The organism is Streptomyces sp. NPDC031418 (genome assembly GCF_055581605.1).
In genome coordinates, this window is the sequence record NZ_JBVIJC010000007.1 from 201,042 (window position 1) to 225,260 (window position 24,219).

A 24,219-nucleotide genomic window follows, 5' to 3' on the forward strand; every position below is an offset into this window, starting at 1 on the left:
ACCCGACGAGCCCGGCTTCCGATCGAACGGGTGAGGTGGAGGAGTACGACGGGTCTATCTCGCGCATTACAGTGCGGGATGTGGCGCGCCTACTGGTTCTTTTCGACCTGGACAACACCCTCGTGGACCGACGGGGAACGCTGGCCGACTGGTCCGCTGAGTTCACCGCCCGGCACGGTCTGGCTGACGAGGAGCGGGCGCACGTGCTGGGCATGGTGGCCGAGCGGGCCTATCCGTCCACATTCGAAGTGATCCGCGCCCGGTACCGGCTGCCCATGTCGCCCGAGGAGTTGTGGCGCACGTACTGCGCCGACATCGTAGCCTCGGTGTCGTGCCCGGACGAGATCCTCGATGGCTTGGACGAGCTGCGTGGAGCCGGCTGGCGGGTGGGTGTAGCGACCAACGGTGCGGTGGACATCCAGCGCGCCAAGTTGAGGACCACTGGTATCACCGAGCGTGTGGACGGCATCTTCGTCTCCGAGGAGGCTGACGCACGCAAACCGCAGCGCCGACACTTCGCTCTGGCTGCGGCCCGCTGCGACACCGTGCTGGGCGATGGCGGCTGGATGGTCGGCGACAACCCTGTCAACGACATCGGCGGCGGACGCTCCGCGGGGCTGAGCACCATGTGGATCGCCAACGGCCATTCTTGGCCGCTGGACGACCCTGGGCCCGACCACACGGTGCCGCACGCACGCGCCGCCATCGACCACCTGCTTCTGCACGGCGCCGACCACGCGAGGGCCACGGCATGACGTACACCGTCGGACTGCTGCACCCCGGCAGCATGGGATCCGCCTTCGGCTCCCAGCTGCGCGCCTGCGGCCACACCGTTTTGTGGTGTCCTGACGGACGCAGCGACGCTACCTGCCACAGGGCTGAGCACGCGGGTCTCGAACCCGAGGCACTGCCCGAGCTCGTCTCCCGCTCCGATGTGTTGCTCTCCCTATGCCCACCGGCCGCTGCGGAGGAGGTCGCCGCCCAAGTGGCCGAGCTCGACATGGTCGGCGCGGGCACGATCTATGTCGAAGCGAACGCCGTTGCTCCGCCGCGCGTGCGGCGCATCGCCGACCGCCTGGTCCCCGTGCCGGTCGTCGATGCCGCGGTGGTGGGATCGCCTCCGGTGGGCGGCAAGACCCCGACGCTCTATCTGTCTGGCCCCGGCAAGCAGAGCGGCCAGATCATTGAACTCTTCGCGGGAACCGATGTCCGGACCCACGTCCTCGGTGACAGCATCGGCCAAGCATCCGCACTCAAGCTCGCCTACTCCAGCTACCAGAAGGTCTCCCGCGTCCTTGCTGCCGTGGCGTACGGAGCCGCTGAATCGTACGGCGTCGCGGACGAGCTGCTGGTGATTGCGGCCAAGCGCACCGGTAGCTACCTGGTGGAGACCGACTACATCCCCAAGACCGCAGCTCGGGCCTGGCGTTGGGGCCCGGAACTCGAGGACGCGGCGGCTCTGCTAGCCGACGCCGGCCTGCCGGACTCCCTGATGCACGCGGCTGCTGCGACACTCGCCCGGTGGGACGGCAAGAGAGACGAGCGACTGGACATCGAGGAAGCACTCGAAGCCCTACGCGATGAGCGGGATCTGGACGACCCGCGTTGAGGATCGCACCAACGGGTTGCCGACGTCTTGGCTGTCAGGAGCGCGGCGATGTCGTGCGGACGATGGCATCGATCTTCTTCGCGGCTTCCTGAGGTGCCGTCGTGTCCGTGTCCACGCGCAGCTCCCACTGAGCCTGGGGATGAGCCGCAAGATCGGCCTGGGTGGCGTCCCACGCGGCCAACCGAGCTGATGTGTCGGTGTCGCCCCGCTGTGGCGAGCGTAGGGCGGTGGTCTCCCTGGAGCACCACAGCAGAACGCGCACCCAGTGCGCCGGGAAGAGGGCGGTCACCTGCTCGACCCCCGCCATCTGACCGAGGTGGACGATGGGCGTCCTGCCGCCCTGCATGGCCTGTTCGAGACCGGGCCGGTCGACGACATAGACGTTGCCATACCGTTCGTTGCGGTAGATGACGTCGCCGCGTGCTTCAAGGTCAGCCAGATTCTCCGGTGTGCCCATCCGGTAGCCCTTGGTGTTTCCCTCTCCGATCTTGAGCCGGGCGAACCGCACGTACCGGGCACCGAGTTCGGTGAGTACGTCGGTGACGGTGTCCTTGCCTGCCGTCGGCGGCCCGTACAGCAGGATGCCCCGCCTCACTGGAACACCGTTCCGAAAACCTGGCGTACCTGGTCCGTGAGCGATATCGCGGCGCCAAGGCGGTTGTCGACAACCAAGTGCGGCACAACAGGCCTCAACGCGGGATCGATCCCGGCTGCGTACGTGTCCCAGTTCTGGAGTTTCCAGCTGTCCCGGGCGGCGGACCGGAAGCTGATGTACTCGTGCATAGTGTCGAGGTCGCACTGGATCCAGACGACAGCGACGGTGACGCCACGTGCTTCGCAGCGGTTGATCAGGCGCCGCATCCACCGAGGATCGGTGGCCTCGGCGATGAACGGCGCGGTGAGTACAGTGCTGATCGCGCAGTCGATGTTCGCGTACGCGGTCTCCAGGAGGCACTGGTACTCCAGCGGGCGGACCTTCTCCCTGTAGAGGTCGGTGTGCCGGTCATTCGGGTCGCTGCCCATTTCGACGAGGAGACGTTCGACGAGGGGGCGCGTGATTGGGTCCTTATCGAGGACAGGCCAGCCAGTGAGCTGGGAGATGAACCGGGCAAACTCCGATTTGCCGCTGCCCGCATAGCCTCCGACCATCATCAGCGTCGGCTTGTTCGGGTCGCCGCCAGTGTGGCGGCGCTTCCAGGCGTCGAGGATGCGCTGCTGTACGCCCTTACCATCGGTGTCCTCTGTACCGGGCGCCAGTTGGAGCAGAGCCCGCTCTACCGCCAACACGTGGGCTCCGTTGTGAGGTTCGCTCGACGCGGTGAACTTAAGCTTCCTGGCCTCATCGGGTAGGGCGTTCCGGAAGCCGAGCTCGGGCTCGGTCGCGCGGTACAACAGGCAGTACGCGCGGCGATAGTGGGGCCCGGGATAGACCTCACCCTGCTCGTGCTGCCACAGGGTCTGGAAGTTAGCTGCTGGCACCGCGAGCCCCGCCGCTCGGGCCACCTCGCGCAGTTGCTCGCCTGCGCCTTCCAACGTAAGGCCGTGGGCTTCGCGTTGCTGTCTCAGCCTGTCCGGGCGCCATCCCGGGCGACTCTTCCCCACTGCGCTTACCGCCTGCCCATCCCTGGTCATGTTCCGGAGCCTAGGTCAGCCTCTCATGAACGCATGTGAAAGCGGATGTTGAAAAGTCAGGTCAGTTGGCCATGAGCTGTTGATGAGCAGTTTCGGCAACAGCTCGTGATACTCCGCACACCTCCGGACCGCTGTCATGGTCACACCGACGCGGTCATCGCTTACCCGCCTCGGTCTCCAGTATCCGTACGAGATTCGGAGGGCTTCCGCGGTGGCTGTTGATGTTGCTGTCCTGCTGATCCTCGGCATCGTGATCGTCTTCCTGTGCCGGGGAGGTGGGCTCAAGGCGGGGCACGCCGTGGTGTGTGCCGTCTTCGGCCTCTATCTCGCCGGGACCCAGAACATCGGCCCGTTCGCGAAGGACGTCACGACGTCGGTCGCAGACCTGCTGTCGGGGCTGAGGCTGTGAACCCGCCGACAGCGCCGCTGGGCTTGGCGGCCCAGCACGGACTCCTCGGCCTGGTGACAGCCATGCCGTTTTCCCACGCCTATCAGACGCCCGACAGGGGTGCGTCGAGTCGTAGGCATCCAGCCCGCTGACGAGTTCGGTTCTGAATGAGATCACCGATCTACTGATGGAGCCTCACCATGCGCTATCCGCTGACGTGCACCCCCTTGTCGGCGAGTATGCCCGCGATCGCCACACACCCAGTGGGCGACGTACTGCTTGGCACTTCACTCCAGCGGAGCTCCGCTGCTCCGGCTTCCCGCCCGATAGCGGTGGTACTCGATCTCTTCGGCACGCTCGTTGCAGCCCCGAGTGCGGCTGAACGGAGAGCTGCTGCCGCCCAGTTCGCCGCACTCCTGCGCGTATCCCCGACGGTCGCTGAGTCGGTGCTCTCCGACAGCTGGCAAGCGAGACACGACGGGCATCTGGCGTACACCGCCGAGGTCGCGGCTTACCTCGTCACCCGCTGCGACGTCTCTGCAGCCTGCGTTGATGAGCTGGAAGTGCTCCTGGCCCGGATCGCCCACGTCCGGCTTCAGGCCGATGCAAATCTCCTTCAGGCCCTGGAACAGCTTCAGCGCCGTGGTGTCAGGCTGGCCGTCCTCAGCGATGCCTCCCCGGACATCGCCGAAGCATGGAGCGGCGGCAATCTCGCGCCATACTTCGACGCTGCCGTCTTCAGCTGCCGGGAAGGTGCGGTGAAGCCCGCCCCCCAGCTTTTCCGCGCGGTCCTGCGAGAACTCGGAGTCGCCCCACATCAGGTCCTCTACTGCGGCGACGGCGGCGGTGACGAGCTGGCCGGCGCCGAGCGGGCCGGGATACGCGCCGTACGCGTGGAACGCCGGGGTGGGCCGACCGGCCTCGCGTTCGGCGAGACCTCTTGGTCCGGCAGCGCGATACCCGACGTGGAAGCACTCCCCTCCTTGCTGGACAGTTGGGGGAAGCGATGAGCAGCCCATACGCCTGGGCAGTCGAGAACGGCATCCTCCGCCGACTCCCCGCTCCCGTCGCCATGCCCCCCGCGGGGGACACGACGCTCGTCGAGATGCGCTTCACCGGATTGTGCGGAAGCGACGTCGCAAAGCTCAATCACCCGTGGCAAGGGCGATTGCCGGAACCGTGGTACCCCGGGCACGAGGTCGTCGGCGTCGACACGGAGACGGGCGGCTGGGTCGCAATCGATCCGCTGGTCCCGTGCCGCACGTGCCACTACTGCGACCGTGGCCATGTTCACCTCTGCCCACGACTCCGACGTATCGGCTGGGACCTGCCCGGCGGTCTCGCCAGCGCCGTGAGGGTGCCCCGCGACAGTGTCATCCCGCTTCCCCATCTGCACGATCCCGCGCACGGAGTTCTCGCCGATCCGATGGCAGTGGCCCTGCACGGAGTCCGCTGCGGGCTACGGGTGCCTCTGGGGCGGCTCGGCATCATCGGGGGCGGCGTCCTTGCGGTGTGCACGGCCATCTGCGCGGCAGACGCGGGGTGGGACGTCCACATGCTGGTCAGGGAACCCTCGCGGTCGTATCAACTGCGGTACGTCCTCGACCGGCACACCACTCTTCACTCTGCCGAGCTTTCGGCGTGCGACGCCGTCGTGGACGCCGCGTCCGGTCAGAGCGACGCCCCCATTCGGCAGGCACTGAAGGCTGTCCGTGACGGCGGAACGGTCCTCGTCCAGAACGCCTACGCGCCCCGCGTCGTTCTCTCGGTCCCCCTGCGAGATGTCTTCCGCCGCTCGATCACCCTGCGCGGCTCCTTCTCGTACTGCCGCACAGACGGCCACGACGACTTACGAGACGCCATCAACGTCATTGCCAAGGGCGGCGACTGGGCCGCCCTGATGACCCGAGACCGCTTCCCCCTCGGCGAACTGCCGCAGGGACTGGCGGCCTTGAACAACGAAGCGCGCCATCGCCCCTTCAAGGTCCTGCTCACCTCCGACACGTGACGGAAGGAGCCCACGCCATGGTGGTCACAACGCCATTGCTGGCCCACAAGATCAACTCACCGGCCGACATCCCACCCCAGGACGTCCACGACGGAATCACGCGCATCCTCGCCTTACCGGAGGGCCACACCCGCGACGTGATGCTGGGGAGCGTCCTGACGGGACTGCTCCTGCGGGGGCCGAGATTGGAGGAGGTTGAGGCCGCTGTCCAGGCCGCGACGGCCCTGGACCGAAGTGGCTGGGACTTCTATCAGCCGCCAGAGGGCATGCGGTTCGTCGGCTATACGGGCAGCGGGAAGAAGACCTTCAAGACGATCAACCTCAGTACCGTCGCCGCGCTGGTGGCGGCCACTGGGGGCGCACACATTGCGAAGCTCGGATCGCGCAGTGCGTCGTCCAAGACGGGGTCCCGCGACTTCATCGACCTCGTGGGGGCGACGAGCGACACGGTGCCGCACCAGGAGATGGTCGACATCACGGCGGAGACCGGATTCGGGTTCTTCTCCATCGAGAACCGCGTACCCGAGTTCGACCGCCGCTATGGAGGCAGGTTCCAGGCCGTGCACGCCCTCAGCCTGGCGTTCCCCGCCCTCCTCAGCCCCGTCCGATGCCCCGCCTACGTGTATGGCCTCTCGCACCCGGCAGTCGGTGCCTCCGCCCGGCTGCTCTCCCGGCTCGGCCTGCCGGACGTAGCGGTCATCAACTCCGGCGTTGGCCAGGCGGTCCAGGTCGACGAACTGCTCCCCGGAAGCACCGTGCGGGCCTGCCGCATCAACGCCGGCGACGAGGATCTGGCTTTCAACGGCGAGGTACGCAAGGGTGCGGCCTCGATGCCCCAGGACCTGTCGTCCGTCACCCAGTACGAGGACCCGCAGGAGAACGTCGCCGCCGCGATACGCGTACTGGCCGGCCGGGACACCAGCGAGGCGCGGAACGCGGTCGCCCTCAACGCCGCTCTCCTCATGGTGATGTCCGAGGTGGTCCCCACCATGCAGTCGGGCATCGACAAGGCCCTCACCATCATCGACGCAGGCACGGGTCTGGACACGCTCCAGCAATTCGTACGGCTTACGGGCGGTGCCCCGCACCAACTCAACTCGCTCCTGCGACCCGTATCCCCGACAGCCCTCCTGGTCAGCCGCGGCGTCAAGGAGGAGGCACCATGCTGACGCACGACGAGCTCGGAATCGTCCACCTGGTCCTCAACACCGACTGCAACGCCTGGGACTTGGCACCGACCAAGACCTCACCGGGCGTGTGCCGCTTCTGCTACCGCGAGCGCAACCGGGTCAGTACTGACGCGGACACGGTCCGCCGTGTCATCGACCGGGTCCGTTCCGAGTCCGAGGCCCACCGGTGCGTCTTCACCGGCGGCGACCCCGTGATGCCGTACGACAACCACCTGGAGATCGCCCTCCAGCACGCCACCAAAGTCGGCTTCGAGACCAACCTTCACACCAACGGGCTGCTCTTGAACGATCGTTACGCCGGTCTCCGCGACCACGTGACCATCTACTCCCTGGCAGTCGACGGCCCGGACGCCGAGACCGCCAACTGGTTCCGCGGACAGGGGTACTTCGAACGGTTCCTGTCCAACGTCGAGTTCCTCACCGCCGACCAGCGACGGCTCGCCTTCAACACCTTCACCACGGCCGGCTCCGTGAAAGATCTGCCCCGCCTCGCCCAGCTCATCGCCGGGGTAGCCCAGCAGACCGACGTCGAATACTGGCTGATCTCCCAGTACCGCCCCATCGGCCGCGCGAACACGCGCAAGGCGGAGATCTACGGCTTCGAGCGGGACGACTTCGTACGGGCCGTGGACGACGTGCGCGACATGGTCGAGGGGGTGGAGATCTACGCCCAGCCCACGCGTGCCCCGGAGGACCAGTACCCGTTCCGCGTCTGGGTCCTCGCCGACGGAACGGTCACCGCAGATCTCGGCAGCGTCGCTGCTCCTCGCAATGAGGTGCTGGGCGACCTCCTGGTTGACGGCTTCGAGCCGCTGGTCCGCCGGGCTTTCGCCCTCCGTGAGCAGACGCAGATGGAAGGAATCGCATGAAGTTCGACGCCGCGTACTACGAGAACGTCATCGACCAGCACAGCTACGAGCGCCTGAGGCTCGGTGCCATCGACTTCGCCCTTGCCGGGATGAGCCCCGACGACCTGCGCACCAAGTGGGTGTGCCACACGGGAGCGCGCGGGTTCGCGGAGGCGGTCGCGGACGGGCAGCCCGCCATCGTCACCACCGGGGTCGGGCTCGGGGGCCCGCCTCACGCCGGCACCCTCTTCCAGCTGCTGCGCGCGATCAAACTGCAGCAGTGCGGCCTCGACGTCCAGATCGTCCTGGGCGATCTCGACTCCTACAACGCCCGCCGCACGCCCCTGGACTCCGTTCGGAAACTCGCCGACCAGTACGAGGAGTTCGTCCTGGGCCTCGGGTTCGATGCCAAGCGTGGTGTGCTGCGCAGGCAGGAGGGCGAGACCGACGTCCTGGCCACTGCGTTCCTGCTGTCGCGCCACCTGGATGACGAGGACTTCCATTGGGCGGAGGAGGACCTCGCCGGCCTCTACCGAAACCACGGAGTCTTCGACCACCTCAACTACGGCATGAAGCAGGCCACGCTACTGATGGCCGCGGACTTCGTGCACCTCCTCCGCGAAGGGCGTCACGTCCTGGTCTCTCTCGGGGTCGACGAGCACAAGTACGTCGCCCTCGCACGGCGCGGAGCGGAACGCTGGGGGCTGCCCGCGGAACGCCTGTCCGGCATCTACACCAAGATGATTCCGGGCCTCGGAGGCCTCCCGAAGATGAGCAAGAGCATCCCCGGCTCCGGGATTGACGCCTCCATGTGCGCCGAGGACATCCGGGTCCTGCTCCAGGCGGACACCGACACCGCGCCCACCGACGACGGCTCGGCGCTGCTCCAGATGTACGCGTGTCTGCCCGAGGTCGACGGTCGGGAGTACGACCGGGCCTCGGCCGCGCGCCGCGCCGGAAGCCCGGAATGGCTCACCGTACGGGAGCAGCTGGTCGAGCGGCTGATCTCGCTGTTCTCCCACTGGCCGAAGTAACCAAGGAGCCTCTCGTGCACACGAACACCACGACCTCCCGCCAGCCCGTTGGCGGTCCCGAGTCCTACTTCATCAGGAGCGGCTACCGCAGCCGGGACCGCGTGGAGTACTTCCTCGACGAGACGGACGACACCGTCACCTGGCAACCCGACGTCTACCCGTACGCCGCGGCCCGGGCCAAGGAATTCGGCCGCGACGTCGTCATCGACATCGGCTGCGGACGGGCGGGCAAGCTGGCGTCGCTGGCCGGCGAGTACCCGGCCTGGACCTACATCGGCGTGGACTTCGGGGACAACCTCATCTGGTGCCGTGACAACCACCCCTTCGGGGAATGGATCGAGGTCGATCTTGAGTCGGCCGAGCGGCTGCCCATCGACCCCTCTCTCGTGCGCCGGTCCATCGTGGTCTGCTCCGACGTCATCGAGCACCTGGTAAATCCGATGCCGGCCCTGTCTCTTATCCGTGGCCTTCTTCTAGAAGGCAGCGCCGCCGCCGTGCTGTCCACGCCAGCGCGCGAGTGCCGCAGCGGTTACGACACTCCGGGCCCGCCCCGCAACCCCAGCCACGTCCGGGAATGGGCCAGCGACGAGTTCCAGGCACTGCTGCGGGCGTCCGGGTTCGAGATCCACTACGCCGGGCTCACTCGGAGCGACGACGCCTCCAACGGTCTGTCAACCCAGCTGCTCCTCGTCGGCGTGGGAGAGGCGGAGGGGGAACAGCGGTGACAGCGGTTCTGCGGTCCCAGGGCATGCGCGTCGTACACCTCCCCGCTCGTACTCCGTACGCGTGGAAGTTGCAGAGCCACGACTTCCGCATCCTGAACGGGACGGAGATCCCCACGGGCGAGAAGGTGCCCGCGGCGGTCACTGCTACCTGGCTCCTCGAACACGGCCCCCTCACGTGGCTCGACGTCCTTCACCTGCACCACATCGACTTCGAAGACATCGCCACCCTGGAGCGCCTGCTTGACGCGTGCCTGGGTGACGGAGTCAAGGTGGTCTTCACCGCCCACGACACCAGGCCCATGGTCGGCAATGCCGAGGAGTTCGTAGAGCGGCTGCGAATGCTCCACTTGGCAGAGGTCAACTGGGTCTGCCTCACACAAGGATCCGTCACGAAGCTGACCGAGATCCTCGGCGAGCGTCCCAATGCAAAAGTCATTCCTCACGGGTACGTCGCAGCCCCGGAGCCGCTGGCTGACCTGGAGCGTGAGTCAAGCGGCCCGGCGGCCCGGTATCTCATGTTCGGCGCCTCACGGGCCAGCCGCGACCAGCTGTCCACCATGGCCAACTGGAGCCTGGGAATCAGGGACCCCCGCAGCACGCTCCACGTCCTTCTGCGAGCGTTCAGCCCTGCCGACTTCGCCGACGGGGGCCGTGCTCCGCTGCTTCTGGAGATGGCCGGACGCGACCCTCGCATCCGTCTGACTATGCGCCCATACCCCACGGACGAGGAAGTGGTCAAAGCCGGGCTGGCCTCGGACGCCCTGCTGCTCCCGTACCTCTGGGGCAGTCACTCCGGACAACTGGAGCTGGCCTTCGACCTGAACCTGCTTCCGGTCTGCTCCCGCACAGGGCACCTGCCTGAGCAGTACGAACGGCACAAGGGACTCGTTGAGGAACCCGAATGGTTCGATTGGTCGCAGGGGCACCCCAACCTCTTCGGTGAGAAATTCCTCACCGCGCTGGAAAACGCGGCAGCGCGGCTCGATTCCAGGCCCCGCCGCCTGGACCATGAGTTCCTCGACTACAGGGCTCAGGAACACCGGACGATTCTGGAGCAATACGCCCGCGTGTACGGAGGCGGCCGGTGAGCACCCCTCCGCGTATTTCGTGCGTGATCCTGTGTCATAACTATGGCCGGTATCTCGACCGGGCCATAACCAGCTGCCTGGAACAGGAACTCGGAAACTTTATCCTTCACGAAGTCATCGTCATCGACGATGGTTCCAGCGACGAAACCGAGGAGGTGTGCCTGCGACACAAAGGCGAAGTCAAGATCATCAGGAGAGAGCAGCAGGGTTTCGGTCAAACCCTGACCGATGCCTTTCTCCTCAGCACCGGCGACTGGGTGGCTCCGCTCGACGCCGACGACTGGTTCCACCCGTCGAAGCTGCGTACATGTGCTGAAGCGATGACGGCCGAGACGCTGTTCATCGAGCACTGGGAAAACGTCGTCGACTCCCACGGAAGCCCCAAGCTCAAGGACCCGCACCCCGGCGGAAACACCAGCACGTTGGTAGTCCAACGCCGCGCTGCTCTCAGTCTTCTGCCAGTGAGCAACGAGATCTTCTTTCATGCGCTGCGCGAGGCTGGCCGGGGTGTCGTCCTCTCGGAACCGTTGACCTTCTATAGGGTCCACCCGCAGAGTATGACCGACCGCAGTACGCCCGGCCTATCGCAGGATTATCGCGCCGAGGTCTGTATGGCGCTCTCTGATCGGCTCGGCGCGATGTGCGGGAATCCGCCCGCCTGGGCGACCACTCGCCAGCTCAGGAAGATCTCTCGGCATTTCAGTTCGCTCGCTTACGGGCACAGAGTGGAATCCGCCTTGCAGCGAAAGAAGCGTCTCTCCGCCCTGGTCTTGATCCCGGGAATGCTCATCGCCGCGCTCCTGGCCCGAGACCCAATAGCCCCGTGGCTCCGGTCCGTCACCAGTGTGATCGTAGGCAGGCCGCTGGTGCGGCTCGCGTCGGACGAAGGGGCGCAGGCTGAAACATGATCATTCCGGCGATGCGACGAGGGTGGCGATGATAAAATCGCCGCTTCCAATCCCATACTGGTCAGGCCAGTTGTCCGACGCAGGAGCGTATAGGCGCCATGAGCCGTTTGAGTGAGTCCGTCACCCGTGTCATGCACATCCTCGATGGAGCGGACCTGGGCGCGGACTATACGGTCGCGCAGCTGCTCAGCGAGACGACAGCGCGGCGCACTCTGGATCTCTCCGACCTCTCCCCCCAGGAGCAGGCCGCCCTGGTTGAGGGGCGCGCAAATCACCTGATCCCCTCGGCCGCGGTGCTCGCCGAGAAGATCGAAGCCGCGCAGGCCGCCGGACGGCCGTTCGTCGTCAAGTACGGCATCGACCCGACCTCGCCCGACGTCCACCTCGGCCACGCGGTGCCGATCATCATCGCCAGCCGGTTCCAGCGGATGGGCCACCACGTCGTCTTCATCATCGGCGACGTCACGGCAAAGATCGGCGACCCGTCAGGACGCTCCTCGGAGCGACCGCCCCTCACCGACGAGGACATCGCCCGCAACCTGAGCGGCTACCAGCAGCAGGTCACGCCATTCATCGACTTCGAGCGCGCCGACCTTCGCTTCAACGGCGAGTGGTTGAACAAGGTCACGCTGCCGGAGCTCGTCGGGGTCCTCGCCCGGGTCCCGGTGTCCATGTCGCTCCAGCGCGAGGACTTCCGTACCCGGCTCGCCGAGGGCCACGGGCTGTCCGTCGCCGAGTTCGTCTACTCCGTCGTCATGGCCTGGGACTCGGTGGCCATCGATGCCGACGTCGAACTCGGCGGTGTGGACCAGCTGCTGAATCTCCAGATGTGCCGCAAGGTCATGGAGATCTCGGACCAGACCCCCGAGGTCGTCATCACCACCCCGCTCATCGAGGGCACCGACGGCACGGGCGCCAAGATGAGCAAGAGCAAGGGCAACTACGTGGGCCTGACCGCGTCTCCGGACGAGGTCTACGGCCGACTGATGTCCATCCCCGACCACCTGACCGAGCCGTACCTCCAGCTGCTCACGGAGTGGACGGACGACGAAATCCACGTGGTCACCAAGCGCCTGGAGGCCGGCACCGCGCACCCGATGGCGGTCAAGCGCATCCTGGCAGGCGAAGTGGTGGCGGCGCTCCATGGTCTGGACGCTGCTGCTGCCGCCCGCGCGGAGTTCACGGCGCGCTTCTCCAAGCGGTCCTTCGGGGACACGCAGAACCTCCCCGTCGTCTCACTGAAGGACCACGCCGAGGACTCGCTTGGGGCGCTGATCAGCCGCACGCTGGACTTCGCTCCCAGCATCTCTGCTGTGCGCCGTGTCGCTCAGCAGAACGGCCTCCGCCTGATCCGCGAGGCGGACGGAGAGCAGCAGACCACGCAGCTCGCGGAGGCTTCGGTTCAGCAGGCACTCGGCGCGGTCGTGAGCGAGGTCGGGACGCTCGAAGGTGCCGAGCTGTACCTCAAGGTGGGCCGTAAGGTGGCCCGTATCGACGCCTGAGTTGGAGACGCGGCGCCGACCCACTGTGTGGGTCGGCGCCGTTCTTCTTTAGGGAGCCATGGCCACCTCGGTAGGAGTGGTTCACCTCTCTCACGTCGCTGTCCGACACTCGTCTTAGCGTCGGCTGGATGGATCAGACGACCGACACAGACGGCCCCAGGCACGTTGAGATCACTGCGCAGGGTGGCCGAGCCGACATCGAGATTGACGGCACTCGGATGGACTCGAGTGCCGTCAAGGCGTACACCGTCAGCCACTTCGCAGGGGACCCAGCAGAGGTCTTGCTGCACGTTGCCGACCGAGGAGACATCCGCTGGTCCGGGATGGCTCGCATCGCGGTAGCCGACCTTCCGGACCCCGGTCCTGCGGCGGCCGTCTTCCTCGACGCGATCGACCCGGAGGCCCTGGAGCGGGCGGCTTTGACCCGCCCCGACCTCGGCACCGAGCCGTACTCCCTCACGAAGGCCATGCTCACCCAGCTCGGAGAGTGGGCTCGTGGCCTTTGATGTGGAGGGCGCGCGCCGGGTTGTCGACCGCATCCTCGACGACAAGTTGGAGGTGTGGAGGGACAGCGCCAGCCGTACAGACGACGTGCTGGACGAGACCACGGGCAGGCTGGTGCCGCCCGCGCCGGATGAGGAGTTGGTCTGGGACGGGCTGGGCGCGGTGATGCCGCTCGGTCGCCCCGCGCGCACTCAGCCGGTCTCCGGGGCGCTTGCCGTTGAACCGCCGACCACGGACTACCAAGCCGTGCTGCCCGTCGATGCGCCCGTGCTGCGGCGCGACGACGTGATCTGCGTGGCGGGCTCGGTCCGCCCCGAAGGCGCCCGCGACCCGCAGTTGGTCGGCCGCCGGTTCCGCGTCTCGGACGAAGCGGTGGGCACCTACAGCGTGGTGCGGATCGTACGGGTGCAGGTGATCGACTGATGGCTGCGGCGATTCCGCACCCACACGCTCACCCGGACGCCGCGGCTTTCCGGGACCCGATCGCGCTGGCCGCCGCGCTCGCCCGGATGGGTCCCGCTGCCCGCGCCCGCACGCGAACGATCACGCGGCATCACGCCATGCTGCTGCGGGTCCGTATCCAGCGGAACGCCAGCGGCAGGCCCGGCCCGAATGTGATCACCGGGCAGTACCGTGCCTCCTGGGACGTGCGGATGCGCACCAGCGGCGCCGAGGTCACGGCAGAGGTGTTCTCCGACGCCCCACAGGCGAGACGGCTGGAGTACGGCTTCGTCGGCGTGGATTCGATCGGACGGCACTACCGGCAGCCGCCGTTTCCGCACGTTGAGCCGGCGTTCCGGCAGACCGAACCAGCGTTCATCCAGGCCCTGGCCGAAGGGGTGCTGCCGTGACCGCCCGCCTTCCGGTAACCCGCGCGCTTGCCGCTCTCCTGGCGCAGGCCACCGGCCGCCCGTGCGGTATCGGGGAACTCCCGCGTGTGCAGGGGAAGTCCGGCTGGGAGCCCGCACCCGCCCCGTACACGATCCTAGATTCGCTGCCCGCCGAGTTCGGCGGCCCGCCCCTGTGGGACTGGCACGCGGACGCGGCTTGGACCTACCAGGTCACTTCGGTCGGTGTACGGACGGATCAGGTCGAATGGTTGGCCGACCGGGTACGCGCTGGCGTCGTCGGCCGGAGCGACGGTCGCTGGGCCCACGACCTGCACCTACCCGAAGCCCGCGTCATCGACCGCGAGTTGACTTATGACGCCGCAGGCGAACCCTCGGTGTCGGCGGCAGGCGTTATCGTGTCCTACGTGCAGCGTCTCACGATCACCGTGACACCTGCCTGAAGACTCGGTTCTTCACCCCTCACCGCGGAGGCCCGCGCGGACGCTAGGCCCCAGGCCAGGCGAACCCCCTTTGAACCTCAAGGGGCAGGGCCTCGGCACGGGACACTGCCCCAGAAGTGGGAGCGGACCTGTGTCCACGAGCACGAAGAAGACCCAGACCCGATTTCTGCGGCGCGGCATCTCCAAGATCCTCTGGTCGAAGGACCTCAACGACCCGAAGTACCCCAGTCGCCAGGAGATCAACAGCGCGTTCGGCCTGACCGACGCCGTCTCGGACATCGAGGGCTGGGCCCTGGAGAACGATCCGATCGAGACCCCCGACATGGGCTCGACGTTCAACTCCTCGATCCCGGGCAACGACAAGGCCGAGAACAGCTCGCTGACGTTCTACGAGGACCGCTTCTCCGACGCGATCGAGCAGCAGCTCCCCAAGGGCGCGAAGGGCTACGTCATCCTGCTCCGCAAGGGAGACCTGCCCGGCTCCCGCTCGGTCGACGTGTTCCCGGTCCAGGTCGCCACCCGCGCCGCGACCTACTCCACCGGCAACGAGGCCGCGAAGTTCAAGGTCGACTTCACTATCACCGACGAGCCGTCGCTCGACCGCCCGGTACCGCAGGCGCACCCCCACCCCCTGCCGGACCATGACTGCGACGACGACCGCGGGCACAGCCGCCACGACGACGACGGTGAGCGCGTCGACGTGACCGTGGTCAGCACGACCAAGACCAAGGCCGAGGCGACGGTCCGCGAGCACGACGCCGACGAGGGCTGATGATGTCGCGCCCCGCACAGGCCAAGCCCCTGTCCACTTCCGCCACGACGGCGGAGGGGGCCTGGTCCGCGAAGATGGAACGCCTCCGTCGACGGACCCGGCCGCAGAACCGGCTCCGCATCTGCGACGACGCTGAGCTGCGCCAGCGGTACGACGACGCCGAGCTGGCAGCCCGCCGTGCCCGGTTCGTCGCCGAGGCTAACCCTGGTGACGAGCTGGCCGAGCGCCAGGCCGCCGACGCCGACACAGCGCGGAACCAGGCCCTCAAGGCGCTCGATGCCGCCTCGGAGTTCCTGACGTTTCGCGCACTGCCGCGCCCGGTGCTGGAGGAGCTGATCGCCCAGCACCCGCCCACCGAACAGCAGGCGGAGGAGGGGGCGATCTTCAACGCCGACACCTTCCCCGCCGCGCTGGTGGCGGCGGCCTCCGTGGACGGCATGAGCCGCGAGGAGGCCGAGGAGCTGCTGGACGGCTGGTCGGCGCCGGACGCCAACGCGCTGTGGGACGCCGCCTGGCAGATCCAGCAGGAGAGCCGGGTCGAGCTGGGAAAAGGCTGAGCCGTGACGCCGGCCTGCGCGCCGAACTGGAGCTGTGCGAGCGGTACCGGATCCCGCACTCGCAGTTCCTCGGCGGCGACGGCCGCTGGTCCGACCTCGACCGGGCCAAGGCGTTGGCCTGGGCGGAGTGGCAGCGGTCGGTGTGTCCGGAGTGCCACACCCGGCTGGAGGAGTGGGACCGCGAACGCGGCGGCGACCCCCACGCCTACGTCACCGACACCCTGCGCTGCCCCGGCTGCGAGCTGATCGAGCAGGAACGCGATCACGTCCCCCAGGACCGGTCCGGCTACGGCGTGAAGATCCAGCTCCTCCCGCGCGAGCAGTACGAGCCGCGCCCCTGATCCACCCCGCACCACGTAAGTAAGGAGGCCGCCGCGGTGGCTGGGTTCACCCTCACGGTCGCGATGCGCGCCGAGGTGCGCGACCTGATCGCGGGAACCCGTGCTGCCTCCGGACAGATGCGGACCCTGGGGGAGCGGACCGATGCCGCGAACCGGTCCCTGGCACGACTGGACGCCAACGGGGCGCGGCTGGCCGCGCAGTTCGCCGCGCTGAATCGTTCCTCCCGCGCGGCCGTCGGGGAGCTGAACCGGATCAGCGCCCGCGCCGCCGCAGCCCGCACCGCCTTGCGCACGGCGGGCGAGGACGGGACGCGGTCGATGTCCCGGCTGCAGCGGGCCACCGCCAGCGCCGGTCGGCGCGGCCTGACCGGCGCCAACATGCTCGCCGGCGGAGCCCTCCTCCTGGGCACCGGGCAGATCATCGAGGAGGGCAATCGCTATCAGCGGCAGATGAACCTCTTCCGTGCGGTGACCGGTGCGACCGCCGCACAGATGAAGAGGGCGGCCGTGGTCGCCCAGGAACTCGGGAACGACCTGACGCTGCCGACCACGACGTCGGCTGATGCCGCTGAGGGCATGGTCGAGCTCAGCAAGGCTGGTTTCCGCGCGGATCAGTCGATCGACGCCGTGCGCGCCTCGCTCCAGCTCGCCGCGGCAGCCGACGTCAACGCCGCCACGTCGGCCAAGTATTTGGGCGACATCATGGATCAGTACGGTCTCGGTGCTGATCAGGCGGCCAAGGCGTCGGACACGCTCGCCGCCACGGCCAACAGCGCCTCCGGGTCCATCACCGACATCTACTACTCGATGCGGTACGCCGGCCCGGTCGCGCACGCGCTCGGCGTCAGCCTGCAGGACACCGCCGCGGCGGTCGGCATGCTCGGTAAGAGCGGCATCCTCGGCCAGACAGCCGGCACGAGCTTGCGCGGAATCTTCGCCAACCTCGCGGCGCCGACACCCCAGATGCGGGGTGCCCTGAAGGACTTGGGGATCGAGGCGTGGGACGCACAGGGGCGCTTCCGGGGCCTGCGTACGGTGATCGACGGGCTGTCGAAGGCCGAACACTCCATGTCCCAGAAGGACTTCGCGGCCGAGGTGACGCGCGCGTTCGGCAAGCCCGCGCTCAGCGGCGCGGTGGCGCTGGCCCACCAGGGAACCGAGACCTTCGACGCCCTGTCGATGGCCGTGCGACAGACCGGGGCCGCGGCGTCCATCACCGCCTCCCGCGGCCAAGGCCTGACCGGTGCGATGACGCAGCTGCGCACCCAGGCCCGGCAGACCGGCATCGCCCTGTACGAGGGGATGGCGCCCGGACTGGAGTGGGTGACCCGTCTGCTCACCCGCGGCATGGCCGGGGCCACGCCATACCTGACCACGGCCCTCGCCTACGGCCGCGACCTGGCCACGCTGTACGGCCCGGACCTGAAGGCGAGAACTGAGGCCGGACTGGGCGGGCTCATCGATGAGGCCCGGCAGCTAGTCGGTCCGCTCAAGGAGATCGGCGAGCACTCCCTGGCAACCGGTCTCAACCTGCTGATCAACGCGGGAACCACCCTCGGCGATGTCCTCGGCAATGCAGCCGACGGTGCCGAGCCGCTCCTGAAGGCCGTCGCGGGCCTGGGGAAGGAGGGCGGCGCGGCGGCCGGCACCCTCGACATCATCGCGACCGTCGCCAACGCCGCTATGGACGCGGTCTCCGGACTGTCCCTGGTTCTCGTGCCGATCGGTCACGTCGTCGGCGGCCTCGTCACGGCGTTCGGCGCCCTGCCCGGCCCGATCCAGTCCGCCGCCCTGGCCATGCTCCTGTTCCGCCGCGCCCAGCCGACTCTGACCAACCTGGCCACCATGGTGAGCGGGCCCGTCCGCTCGGGCATCCGGTCGTTCAACGACGAGATGCGGGTGCAGCAGTCCTTGGCCGCCGCATCCGGCGTCGCACTGTCCCGGTACGGCGCCGCCTGGGCCGCGGTCCAGGCACGAGTCGGGTTCCTCGGCAACATGACGGCCGCGTTCCGTAGCGCCAACGGCGCCGGAGTGACGTTCACCGGCACGCTGAACGGGATCGGCCGGGCAGCCGGATCAGGGCTGCGCTCTGCGCTCGGCGGCGTGACCAACGCCCTCGGCGGCCCCTTCGGTGTCGTCATGGCAGGGGTGTCGGTCGGCCTGGGGCTGCTCGCCGCACGCCAGCAGAAGGCCGCGCAGGCCGCCGCCGAACACCAGCAGCGGATCTCCTCACTGACCTCGGCTCTTCGTGAGTCCGGCGGGCAGATCGACAGCAACGTGCGCCAGCAGGCGGCCCAGGTCCTGCTGGACACCAAGACCGAGCAAGGTCAGCTCACGAAGGTCATGGAGCAGGCCGGCGTGCCGCTGGCGACCCTGACGGATGCCTACCTCGGGCAGGGCACCTCATTGGAGGCGCTGCAGAAGCAACTGCAAGCCGCCGCCGACAAGCACCGCTACTACAAGGATTTGGCAAACGACAAGGCCACAGTCCTCGCCTACACCGACGTCGGTCAGCAGTACAAGGACGCCGCTGACGCGCTCGGGTCCGTCAAGGGCGAGATGGCCGAGTCGATCAAGAACGCCCGCGAGTTGGCGAAGGCGACCAGGGGCGCCGGGGACGGCACCTCTGCCTACGACCGGCTCAAGGCGGCCGTAGGTGGCCTGGCCGACGAGACCGCCGACGCCGACACCCGCACCCGTTCGCTGAAGTCGGCCCTCGACCTGCTGTCCGGTGGACAGATCTCCCTTCAGGCCGCCAAGGCCAAGGTGAACAGCGCCGTCCTGGACCTGCAGGAGGGAAGCAGGAACGTCAACCGCGGGCAGGGCTACGGCGGCAAGCAGCTTGTCAACGAGGACAAGACCCTCAACACCACGACCAGGAACGGCCAGCAGCTCTATACCCAGCTCACCGCCCTGTCCGACGCGGCGGCCGACGCCTCGGTGGCGACGTTCGACCTGGCCAAGCGCAACGGCGAGACGCTGCCAGCGGCGCTCGCGAAGGCACGCGAGCAGATGAGCCGCGCCCGCGCGGAGGCGATCAAGGCCGCCCGCGGCTACGGCTTGACCAAGGCCCAGGCCGAAGGCGTCGCGGACAGCCTCGGTCTGCTGCCGTCGAAGGTGTCGCTGCTGCTTCAGACCAAGGGCATGGACTCCACCCTGGCGAACCTGATCGCCGTCCAGGCCGAGTTCCGCCGTCTGCCGAAGCAGCGGACGATCAAGGTCGACTCCCTCAGCGATGGCGCGCAGAAGAAGCTACGCGACCTCGGCTTCACCGTGAAGACCGTGCCGGGCACACGCCAGATCAAGATCACGGCGCCGACCGCGGTGGCGAAGAAGAACCTGGACACCTTGATCGACAAACTCGGCCGGACCCCCAGCAGCAAGAAGGTCACCGTCTCGGCGCCGACCGCCGCGGCGATCAAGAGCCTGGAGGCCGTCCAGGCCAAGATCCGCGCGACGCCGGGCGCGAAGTATGTCGTCGTGCAAGCGCCGACGGCCGAGGCGCGCAAGCAGCTGCAGGCGCTCGGCTTCCGGATCGAGAAGGTGCCCGGGTCGAAGAACGTCAAGGTCATTGTGCCGACCAGCGGCCCGCGCAAGGCCGCCGATGCCATCCAGCAGCGCATCGATGCCCTGCGTGGCAAGGAGGTTACGGTCACCACCCGGCACGTCTCCGTCTTCAGCCAGCTCGCCGAGCAGAACACCAACATCGCGGACGCTATCCGGCGCCAGGCCGACGCCCAGGCCCGCGCCGCCAAGAAGCATGCCGATGGCGCGGTCGTGGACTACTTCGCGGACGGCGGCGTCACCGGCGGTCCGCGCCGGGAGCGGCACGTCGCACAGATCGCACCGGCTGGCAGCTACCGCATCTGGGGTGAGCGGGAGACCGGCGGGGAGGCTTACGTGCCGATGGCCGCATCCAAGCGCGAGCGGAGCAAGGCGATCGTGGAGGAAGTGGTCGACCGCTTCGGTGGCCAGGTCGAGTGGTTCGCCAACGGCGGCCTCCGAGGAGCCCGCAGCCGTGACTACACACCGATGCTCACCAGCTCCTTCAAGCAGGCCCGAAGTGCCGCGGCCATCGCGGGCGTTGTGCGCTCCTTCGACCTGCGCACCGGCAGCGACCACGCCCGCACCCGAGTGGTCGATGCCCGTGTCGGCGGCCGGGTCCAAGTCGTGGTCGTGCGCGAGCAGCAGCCGCTGATCGGCTCGATGCCGGTCACCGTCACCTACAGCTCCGCCACCCCTGAGCAGATCGGCTCCGAGATGATGCGCACCCTGCGCAACGCGCAGCGGGGCGGGAGAGTGTGATGAGCACAGCACCGAACAAGAACCCCGAACTGGCCCCGTGGCAATACGAGATCGGCGGCGTCGTCCTCGGCAGCGGGAGCTACGTCCCGGTCGGGAACGTCGAAGGACTCGGATCACCAGCCACCCGGCCGCAGGACGCCGACAACGCCAACGGCGACGGCTCGTCGCCCGGCCGCGACTTCTACGGTCCGCGCCCCCTGCGCTTCGAGGCAGGCATCAAGACGCCCGGCGACCCGGTGAAGGCGGCCGAGATCCTCGCCCGGCTGGAGGGGGCCGTGGACAGCCCCGCCGCCCGGACCAGCCCTGACGGCCGCCACATCCTGCGCGGCCGGTGGCCCGGCCACACGACGCGCCGAATGTACGGGCGACTTCGCCGCATGGAGGCCACCAGCACCGCGACCGCCGTACACGGATGGATACCCCTGGACATCGAGTTCGTCGGCCTGGACAACCCTCGCTGGTACGACGACGAGCTGTCGAAGCTGACGCTCGGCCTAGACCAAGCCGCCCACGCGACCACCGCGGACCGCACCGTCGACGAGGCGATGGGCCGACCCGCCGCCTGCCGCCGCCCCGCTGACCGTGCGCACCGCCCGGGGGACGAGCGGCCTGGATGGGTCACCAACCACGGTGACGTGCCGACCTACCCGAGCCTGCGCGTGCACGGCCCGGTCGCTGGACCGCGGATCTGGAACACGGTCACCCGCCGTGTCCTCGAACTCGACATATCGCTGCGCGAGGGCGAGTGGGTGGAGCTGGAGACCCGGCCCGGCACCTGCTGGGCCCTGCGCAACAGCACCGTCAACGTTGCCAACGACCTGAGCCCCGCGTCCCGTCTCGACCTGTTCACCCTGCCGCCCGGCCGGTCCGAGATCGCGTGGACCGCGACCGACCCGTCCGGCACCGCGCGCCTCGAGGTGGCGTGGCGGTCCGCGTACACCACCCTGTGAACGGAGAGCACTCATGACGCTGCAACCCCCCATGATGGTGCGCGGGGCCGACCACTCCGCCCGCGCGATGCGCCTGATGATCCGCGACCTTGCCCGCGGCCGGCAGGGCGTTGCCGAGAGCGAGGACCTGAAGGTCCGCCCGCTGGAGACTCCCGGCCCCGGTGTTCGGGTCGGCGACGGCTCCGCGCTGATCCACGGCGCCCGGCCGTGGCAAGGGGCCTACACCCAGTCCAACATCGGCGACACCGTGGTCGACGTGCCGCCGACCGGGCCGGTTGTCCGCACCGACCTGCTGGTGCTGCGCATCGAGGACCCGGAATTCGAAGGCGACCGCGACCCGCGACGCCAGAACATCGGCTACTTCCACCTCATCCAGGGCATCGACTCCCAGGACACCACCGCGCTGCGGGAGATGACTGCGATCCCGTTGGCCCGCATCACCATCCCACGGAACACCGCCACGATCACCGCCGAGATGATCACCGATCTGCGGCGGCTGGCCAACCCGCGCACAGAGCGCACGCTGCGCACCGTGCACCCCGAGCACACCGGGAAGGTGCCCAGCAAGCACGGCCACTGGGCAGCCTGGCCCAGGGAGGCCGCCTGGGACCTTGACGTCCCCGCCTGGGCGACGACAGCCACCATCGTCGTCACCCTCTCCGGCCTGCGCGCCGAGGCAGGCCCCGTGTATGCCGAGCTGCGTACCCGGCTCGGAGAGCGCGCCGCGAAGCCGACCGTGGTGGACGACGACGGCACCACCACCCGCCGCTCCTCCGTGACCCTGGCCGACACGCTCGCTGTGCCTCCCGCCTACCGTGGCACCCGCCAGCACCTGGCCGTCGAGATCAACCAGAACGACAAGTACGGCGACGGTGACTTGAGCGTGGCCAAGGGCACGACGGTCACGCTCGACGTCGCGTTCACGGAAGGGCCTGCGTGACGATGGCCGACTACCGCTACATCGTCGCGCGGGCCGCGACCGGCGCTGTTCTGCACTGGAACCTGCCGCTGAGCGAGGTCGAGTACGGCCCGGAGATATCCGGGCCCGGCTCGTTGAAGGCCACCTTGCCGACCGCGTTCCGTCGCTCCCTTGGTGACGCGCTCGACGCCGGCGACACGGTGCTCCTTGTCGAGCGCAATGCCCGCCTCGACTGGGGCGGGCTGCTGTGGCGCGCCGAACCGGAGGGCAACACCCTGCCCATCGAAGCCTCCGGGTTCACGAGCTACGTCCACCGCCGCTTCGACCTGCACGGCAACCTCGACGGTCGCGGCCCGTACATCGAAGCGGACCCGTGTGACGTGATCCGCGATGTCTGGGCCTACGCGCAGGCCCAGCCGGACGGCGACCTGGGCGTGGTCGTGGACGACACGAAGTCGAAGGCGAAGACCGGCACGGCGAAGGACCCGTACACCACATCCAAGACCGATCCGCGCAACCTCGGCGAGATGGTGGATGAGATGGCGGAGATCGATGACGGCCTGGAGTGGTCGGAGACCGTGGCCTGGCGCGGGCGCCGCGCCGAGCGCCGCATCATCCTCGGTGCGCCACGCCTTGGCCGACGCCGAGAGGACCTGACATTCACGACCGGCGCGAACGTGGTCGGTACCCCGCATGTCATCAAGGACGCCGACTCCTACGCCCAGTGGGTCATCGGTCTGGGCGCGGGCGAGGGCAAGAAGCGCAAGGTCGTCGTGGATGGCGTGCGCAACGGGCGCCTGCGCCTGGAACACCGGCTGGAGACGAGCGAGAAGGACGAGGCGAAGCTGAAGCAGCGGGCCCGCCGTGAACGGCTGGCCCGCCAGGTCCTGCCCTCGCTGACCGAGTTGGAGATCATCGACCACCCGGCGGCCCCGATCCACGCCTTGCGCATCGGGGACGACGTACGGATCCGCCTGTTCAAGCCGCACACCGAATACGACGGCTGGTGCCGGGTCGTCGGCTGGACGGTGCGGCCCGGCGAGGGCGAGACGGCCGAGCGCGTGACGCTGAAGCTGGAGCGCACCAACAAGCCCGAGCACGAGGCGGGCGAAGGAGAGGAGCAGTAGGTGCCGGACACGATCGCCGACCTCGGCCGCCGACTGGCCAAGCTGGAGAAGCGCGTCGTCACCTTGGAACGCGCCCGCAGTGCCCCGTACCCCGAGTGGCGCGACCTGCCGCTGACCGGCGACACGAACGTTCCAGACGAGGAGCAGCCGCCGCAGTTCCGCGCCGATCCTTGGGACATGGTGGAATTCAGCGGTCGGATCGGGCTGCCTGGAGGCCGAGCCGTGGACAAGGCAATCGTCGCCGTGTTGCCCGAGGAGTACCAGTCAGCCGCGCCGCGAACCGTGCCGGTTGCCTCCAACGCGCGACGAGATCTCCACCTCGACATCACCCCGGAGGGCCAGGTGGCGTTGCGGGTCAAGGACGGCGGCAACGTGAGGGCATCGTGGATAAGTCTGGATGGGGCAAGGTTCCGAGCTGATGGTCCCGACTAGCGCGATCGCCTGGGCTTCGCCTACGTCAGTGTCAGTGTGTTGTGCGAGTCTCTACTCCCAACTCAGCGACAACATGGGCGGTTGAGGTC

26 protein-coding genes are annotated in these 24,219 nt (G+C 68.2%); 24 read left to right on the top strand and 2 right to left on the bottom strand.

What is annotated here, in order from left to right; translation table 11 throughout:
• Window positions 1–35 precede the first annotated feature (35 nt).
• Entirely contained in the window at window positions 36–755 is a 720-nt protein-coding gene (locus ACZ5CZ_RS11810) for an HAD family hydrolase (protein ID WP_468941737.1), read from the top strand.
• Window positions 752–1,609: a DUF1932 domain-containing protein gene (locus tag ACZ5CZ_RS11815; protein WP_468941740.1), complete on the top strand. Its 858-nt coding sequence runs from the start codon at window positions 752–754 to the stop codon at window positions 1,607–1,609. Before ACZ5CZ_RS11810 ends, ACZ5CZ_RS11815 begins: the two co-directional genes overlap by 4 nt.
• Before the next feature lie 34 nt (window positions 1,610–1,643).
• Here ACZ5CZ_RS11815 and ACZ5CZ_RS11820 read toward each other — a convergent pair whose 3' ends face one another.
• Window positions 1,644–2,204 carry a phosphotransferase-like protein gene (locus ACZ5CZ_RS11820; RefSeq protein WP_468941743.1) on the bottom strand — a complete coding sequence of 187 codons (561 nt, stop codon included), beginning with the start codon at window positions 2,202–2,204 and terminating at the stop codon, window positions 1,644–1,646.
• Window positions 2,201–3,241: an AAA family ATPase gene (locus ACZ5CZ_RS11825; protein ID WP_351232363.1), complete on the bottom strand. Its 1,041-nt coding sequence runs from the start codon at window positions 3,239–3,241 to the stop codon at window positions 2,201–2,203. The genes ACZ5CZ_RS11820 and ACZ5CZ_RS11825 overlap by 4 nt, the downstream gene beginning before the upstream one ends.
• Before the next feature lie 211 nt (window positions 3,242–3,452).
• On the opposite strand from ACZ5CZ_RS11825, the gene ACZ5CZ_RS11830 reads away from it, so the two are divergent.
• The 22 genes from ACZ5CZ_RS11830 (at window position 3,453) to ACZ5CZ_RS11935 (ending at window position 24,130) form a co-directional block, all read left to right on the top strand.
• A complete protein-coding gene (locus tag ACZ5CZ_RS11830; protein ID WP_330283574.1) occupies window positions 3,453–3,650 on the top strand; it encodes a hypothetical protein in 198 nt (65 codons plus the stop codon).
• Window positions 3,651–3,829: 179 nt separating this feature from the next.
• On the top strand, window positions 3,830–4,639 hold the full coding sequence (locus ACZ5CZ_RS11835) for an HAD family hydrolase (RefSeq protein WP_468941747.1): 810 nt from the start codon (window positions 3,830–3,832) through the stop codon (window positions 4,637–4,639).
• Window positions 4,640–4,701: 62 nt separating this feature from the next.
• The gene (locus ACZ5CZ_RS11840; protein ID WP_468942089.1) at window positions 4,702–5,637 is read left to right on the top strand and encodes an alcohol dehydrogenase catalytic domain-containing protein; all 936 of its coding nucleotides are present in this window, start codon (window positions 4,702–4,704) and stop codon (window positions 5,635–5,637) included.
• A gap of 17 nt (window positions 5,638–5,654) precedes the next feature.
• The gene (locus ACZ5CZ_RS11845) at window positions 5,655–6,806 is read left to right on the top strand and encodes a hypothetical protein (RefSeq protein ID WP_468941751.1); all 1,152 of its coding nucleotides are present in this window, start codon (window positions 5,655–5,657) and stop codon (window positions 6,804–6,806) included.
• Complete coding sequence (locus tag ACZ5CZ_RS11850) at window positions 6,800–7,696, top strand: radical SAM protein (RefSeq protein WP_468941754.1); 897 nt, start codon at window positions 6,800–6,802, stop codon at window positions 7,694–7,696. The genes ACZ5CZ_RS11845 and ACZ5CZ_RS11850 overlap by 7 nt, the downstream gene beginning before the upstream one ends.
• Complete coding sequence (locus ACZ5CZ_RS11855; RefSeq protein WP_468941756.1) at window positions 7,693–8,709, top strand: nucleotidyl transferase family protein; 1,017 nt, start codon at window positions 7,693–7,695, stop codon at window positions 8,707–8,709. Before ACZ5CZ_RS11850 ends, ACZ5CZ_RS11855 begins: the two co-directional genes overlap by 4 nt.
• A 14-nt stretch (window positions 8,710–8,723) precedes the next feature.
• The gene (locus tag ACZ5CZ_RS11860; protein WP_468941759.1) at window positions 8,724–9,434 is read left to right on the top strand and encodes a methyltransferase domain-containing protein; all 711 of its coding nucleotides are present in this window, start codon (window positions 8,724–8,726) and stop codon (window positions 9,432–9,434) included.
• 68 nt (window positions 9,435–9,502) lie between these two features.
• Window positions 9,503–10,522, top strand: coding sequence for a hypothetical protein (locus ACZ5CZ_RS11865; protein ID WP_468941762.1), 1,020 nt, complete (start codon window positions 9,503–9,505; stop codon window positions 10,520–10,522).
• Complete coding sequence (locus tag ACZ5CZ_RS11870) at window positions 10,519–11,430, top strand: glycosyltransferase family 2 protein (protein ID WP_468941764.1); 912 nt, start codon at window positions 10,519–10,521, stop codon at window positions 11,428–11,430. The genes ACZ5CZ_RS11865 and ACZ5CZ_RS11870 overlap by 4 nt, the downstream gene beginning before the upstream one ends.
• 98 nt (window positions 11,431–11,528) lie before the next feature.
• Window positions 11,529–12,932 (top strand): tyrosine--tRNA ligase, encoded by a 1,404-nt coding sequence (gene tyrS / locus ACZ5CZ_RS11875; protein ID WP_468941766.1) that lies wholly within the window; start codon window positions 11,529–11,531, stop codon window positions 12,930–12,932.
• Between the two features lie 128 nt (window positions 12,933–13,060).
• Window positions 13,061–13,438: a hypothetical protein gene (locus ACZ5CZ_RS11880; RefSeq protein ID WP_468941768.1), complete on the top strand. Its 378-nt coding sequence runs from the start codon at window positions 13,061–13,063 to the stop codon at window positions 13,436–13,438.
• Entirely contained in the window at window positions 13,428–13,859 is a 432-nt protein-coding gene (locus ACZ5CZ_RS11885; RefSeq protein ID WP_468941771.1) for a DUF6093 family protein, read from the top strand. Before ACZ5CZ_RS11880 ends, ACZ5CZ_RS11885 begins: the two co-directional genes overlap by 11 nt.
• Complete coding sequence (locus ACZ5CZ_RS11890; RefSeq protein ID WP_450678014.1) at window positions 13,859–14,287, top strand: HK97 gp10 family phage protein; 429 nt, start codon at window positions 13,859–13,861, stop codon at window positions 14,285–14,287. Before ACZ5CZ_RS11885 ends, ACZ5CZ_RS11890 begins: the two co-directional genes overlap by 1 nt.
• Entirely contained in the window at window positions 14,284–14,727 is a 444-nt protein-coding gene (locus tag ACZ5CZ_RS11895) for a hypothetical protein (protein ID WP_468941773.1), read from the top strand. Before ACZ5CZ_RS11890 ends, ACZ5CZ_RS11895 begins: the two co-directional genes overlap by 4 nt.
• A 130-nt stretch (window positions 14,728–14,857) precedes the next feature.
• Complete coding sequence (locus ACZ5CZ_RS11900) at window positions 14,858–15,499, top strand: phage tail tube protein (protein ID WP_468941776.1); 642 nt, start codon at window positions 14,858–14,860, stop codon at window positions 15,497–15,499.
• A complete protein-coding gene (locus ACZ5CZ_RS11905; protein ID WP_468941778.1) occupies window positions 15,499–16,056 on the top strand; it encodes a hypothetical protein in 558 nt (185 codons plus the stop codon). The genes ACZ5CZ_RS11900 and ACZ5CZ_RS11905 overlap by 1 nt, the downstream gene beginning before the upstream one ends.
• Complete coding sequence (locus ACZ5CZ_RS11910; RefSeq protein WP_079088895.1) at window positions 15,999–16,397, top strand: TFIIB-type zinc ribbon-containing protein; 399 nt, start codon at window positions 15,999–16,001, stop codon at window positions 16,395–16,397. Before ACZ5CZ_RS11905 ends, ACZ5CZ_RS11910 begins: the two co-directional genes overlap by 58 nt.
• Before the next feature lie 36 nt (window positions 16,398–16,433).
• Window positions 16,434–20,702: a phage tail tape measure protein gene (locus ACZ5CZ_RS11915; protein ID WP_468941781.1), complete on the top strand. Its 4,269-nt coding sequence runs from the start codon at window positions 16,434–16,436 to the stop codon at window positions 20,700–20,702.
• The gene (locus ACZ5CZ_RS11920; protein ID WP_468941784.1) at window positions 20,702–21,652 is read left to right on the top strand and encodes a phage tail family protein; all 951 of its coding nucleotides are present in this window, start codon (window positions 20,702–20,704) and stop codon (window positions 21,650–21,652) included. The genes ACZ5CZ_RS11915 and ACZ5CZ_RS11920 overlap by 1 nt, the downstream gene beginning before the upstream one ends.
• A gap of 13 nt (window positions 21,653–21,665) precedes the next feature.
• On the top strand, window positions 21,666–22,592 hold the full coding sequence (locus ACZ5CZ_RS11925) for a hypothetical protein (protein ID WP_468941786.1): 927 nt from the start codon (window positions 21,666–21,668) through the stop codon (window positions 22,590–22,592).
• A complete protein-coding gene (locus tag ACZ5CZ_RS11930; RefSeq protein WP_468941789.1) occupies window positions 22,589–23,698 on the top strand; it encodes a hypothetical protein in 1,110 nt (369 codons plus the stop codon). The genes ACZ5CZ_RS11925 and ACZ5CZ_RS11930 overlap by 4 nt, the downstream gene beginning before the upstream one ends.
• Entirely contained in the window at window positions 23,699–24,130 is a 432-nt protein-coding gene (locus tag ACZ5CZ_RS11935; protein ID WP_468941792.1) for a hypothetical protein, read from the top strand.
• Window positions 24,131–24,219 lie beyond the last annotated feature (89 nt).

What these genes read in the sequence shown, in the direction of transcription:
- ACZ5CZ_RS11850 (WP_468941754.1), top strand. Translation starts at nt 6,800, where the DNA reads ATGCTGACGCACGACGAGCTCGGAATCGTCCACCTGGTCCTCAACACC.
- ACZ5CZ_RS11890 (WP_450678014.1), top strand. Translation starts at nt 13,859, where the DNA reads ATGGCTGCGGCGATTCCGCACCCACACGCTCACCCGGACGCCGCGGCT.
- ACZ5CZ_RS11920 (WP_468941784.1), top strand. Translation starts at nt 20,702, where the DNA reads ATGAGCACAGCACCGAACAAGAACCCCGAACTGGCCCCGTGGCAATAC.
- ACZ5CZ_RS11880 (WP_468941768.1), top strand. Translation starts at nt 13,061, where the DNA reads ATGGATCAGACGACCGACACAGACGGCCCCAGGCACGTTGAGATCACT.
- ACZ5CZ_RS11835 (WP_468941747.1), top strand. Translation starts at nt 3,830, where the DNA reads ATGCGCTATCCGCTGACGTGCACCCCCTTGTCGGCGAGTATGCCCGCG.
- ACZ5CZ_RS11855 (WP_468941756.1), top strand. Translation starts at nt 7,693, where the DNA reads ATGAAGTTCGACGCCGCGTACTACGAGAACGTCATCGACCAGCACAGC.
- ACZ5CZ_RS11815 (WP_468941740.1), top strand. Translation starts at nt 752, where the DNA reads ATGACGTACACCGTCGGACTGCTGCACCCCGGCAGCATGGGATCCGCC.
- ACZ5CZ_RS11905 (WP_468941778.1), top strand. Translation starts at nt 15,499, where the DNA reads ATGATGTCGCGCCCCGCACAGGCCAAGCCCCTGTCCACTTCCGCCACG.
- ACZ5CZ_RS11825 (WP_351232363.1), bottom strand. Translation starts at nt 3,241, where the DNA reads ATGACCAGGGATGGGCAGGCGGTAAGCGCAGTGGGGAAGAGTCGCCCG.
- ACZ5CZ_RS11845 (WP_468941751.1), top strand. Translation starts at nt 5,655, where the DNA reads ATGGTGGTCACAACGCCATTGCTGGCCCACAAGATCAACTCACCGGCC.
- ACZ5CZ_RS11840 (WP_468942089.1), top strand. Translation starts at nt 4,702, where the DNA reads ATGCCCCCCGCGGGGGACACGACGCTCGTCGAGATGCGCTTCACCGGA.
- ACZ5CZ_RS11925 (WP_468941786.1), top strand. Translation starts at nt 21,666, where the DNA reads ATGACGCTGCAACCCCCCATGATGGTGCGCGGGGCCGACCACTCCGCC.
- tyrS (WP_468941766.1), top strand. Translation starts at nt 11,529, where the DNA reads ATGAGCCGTTTGAGTGAGTCCGTCACCCGTGTCATGCACATCCTCGAT.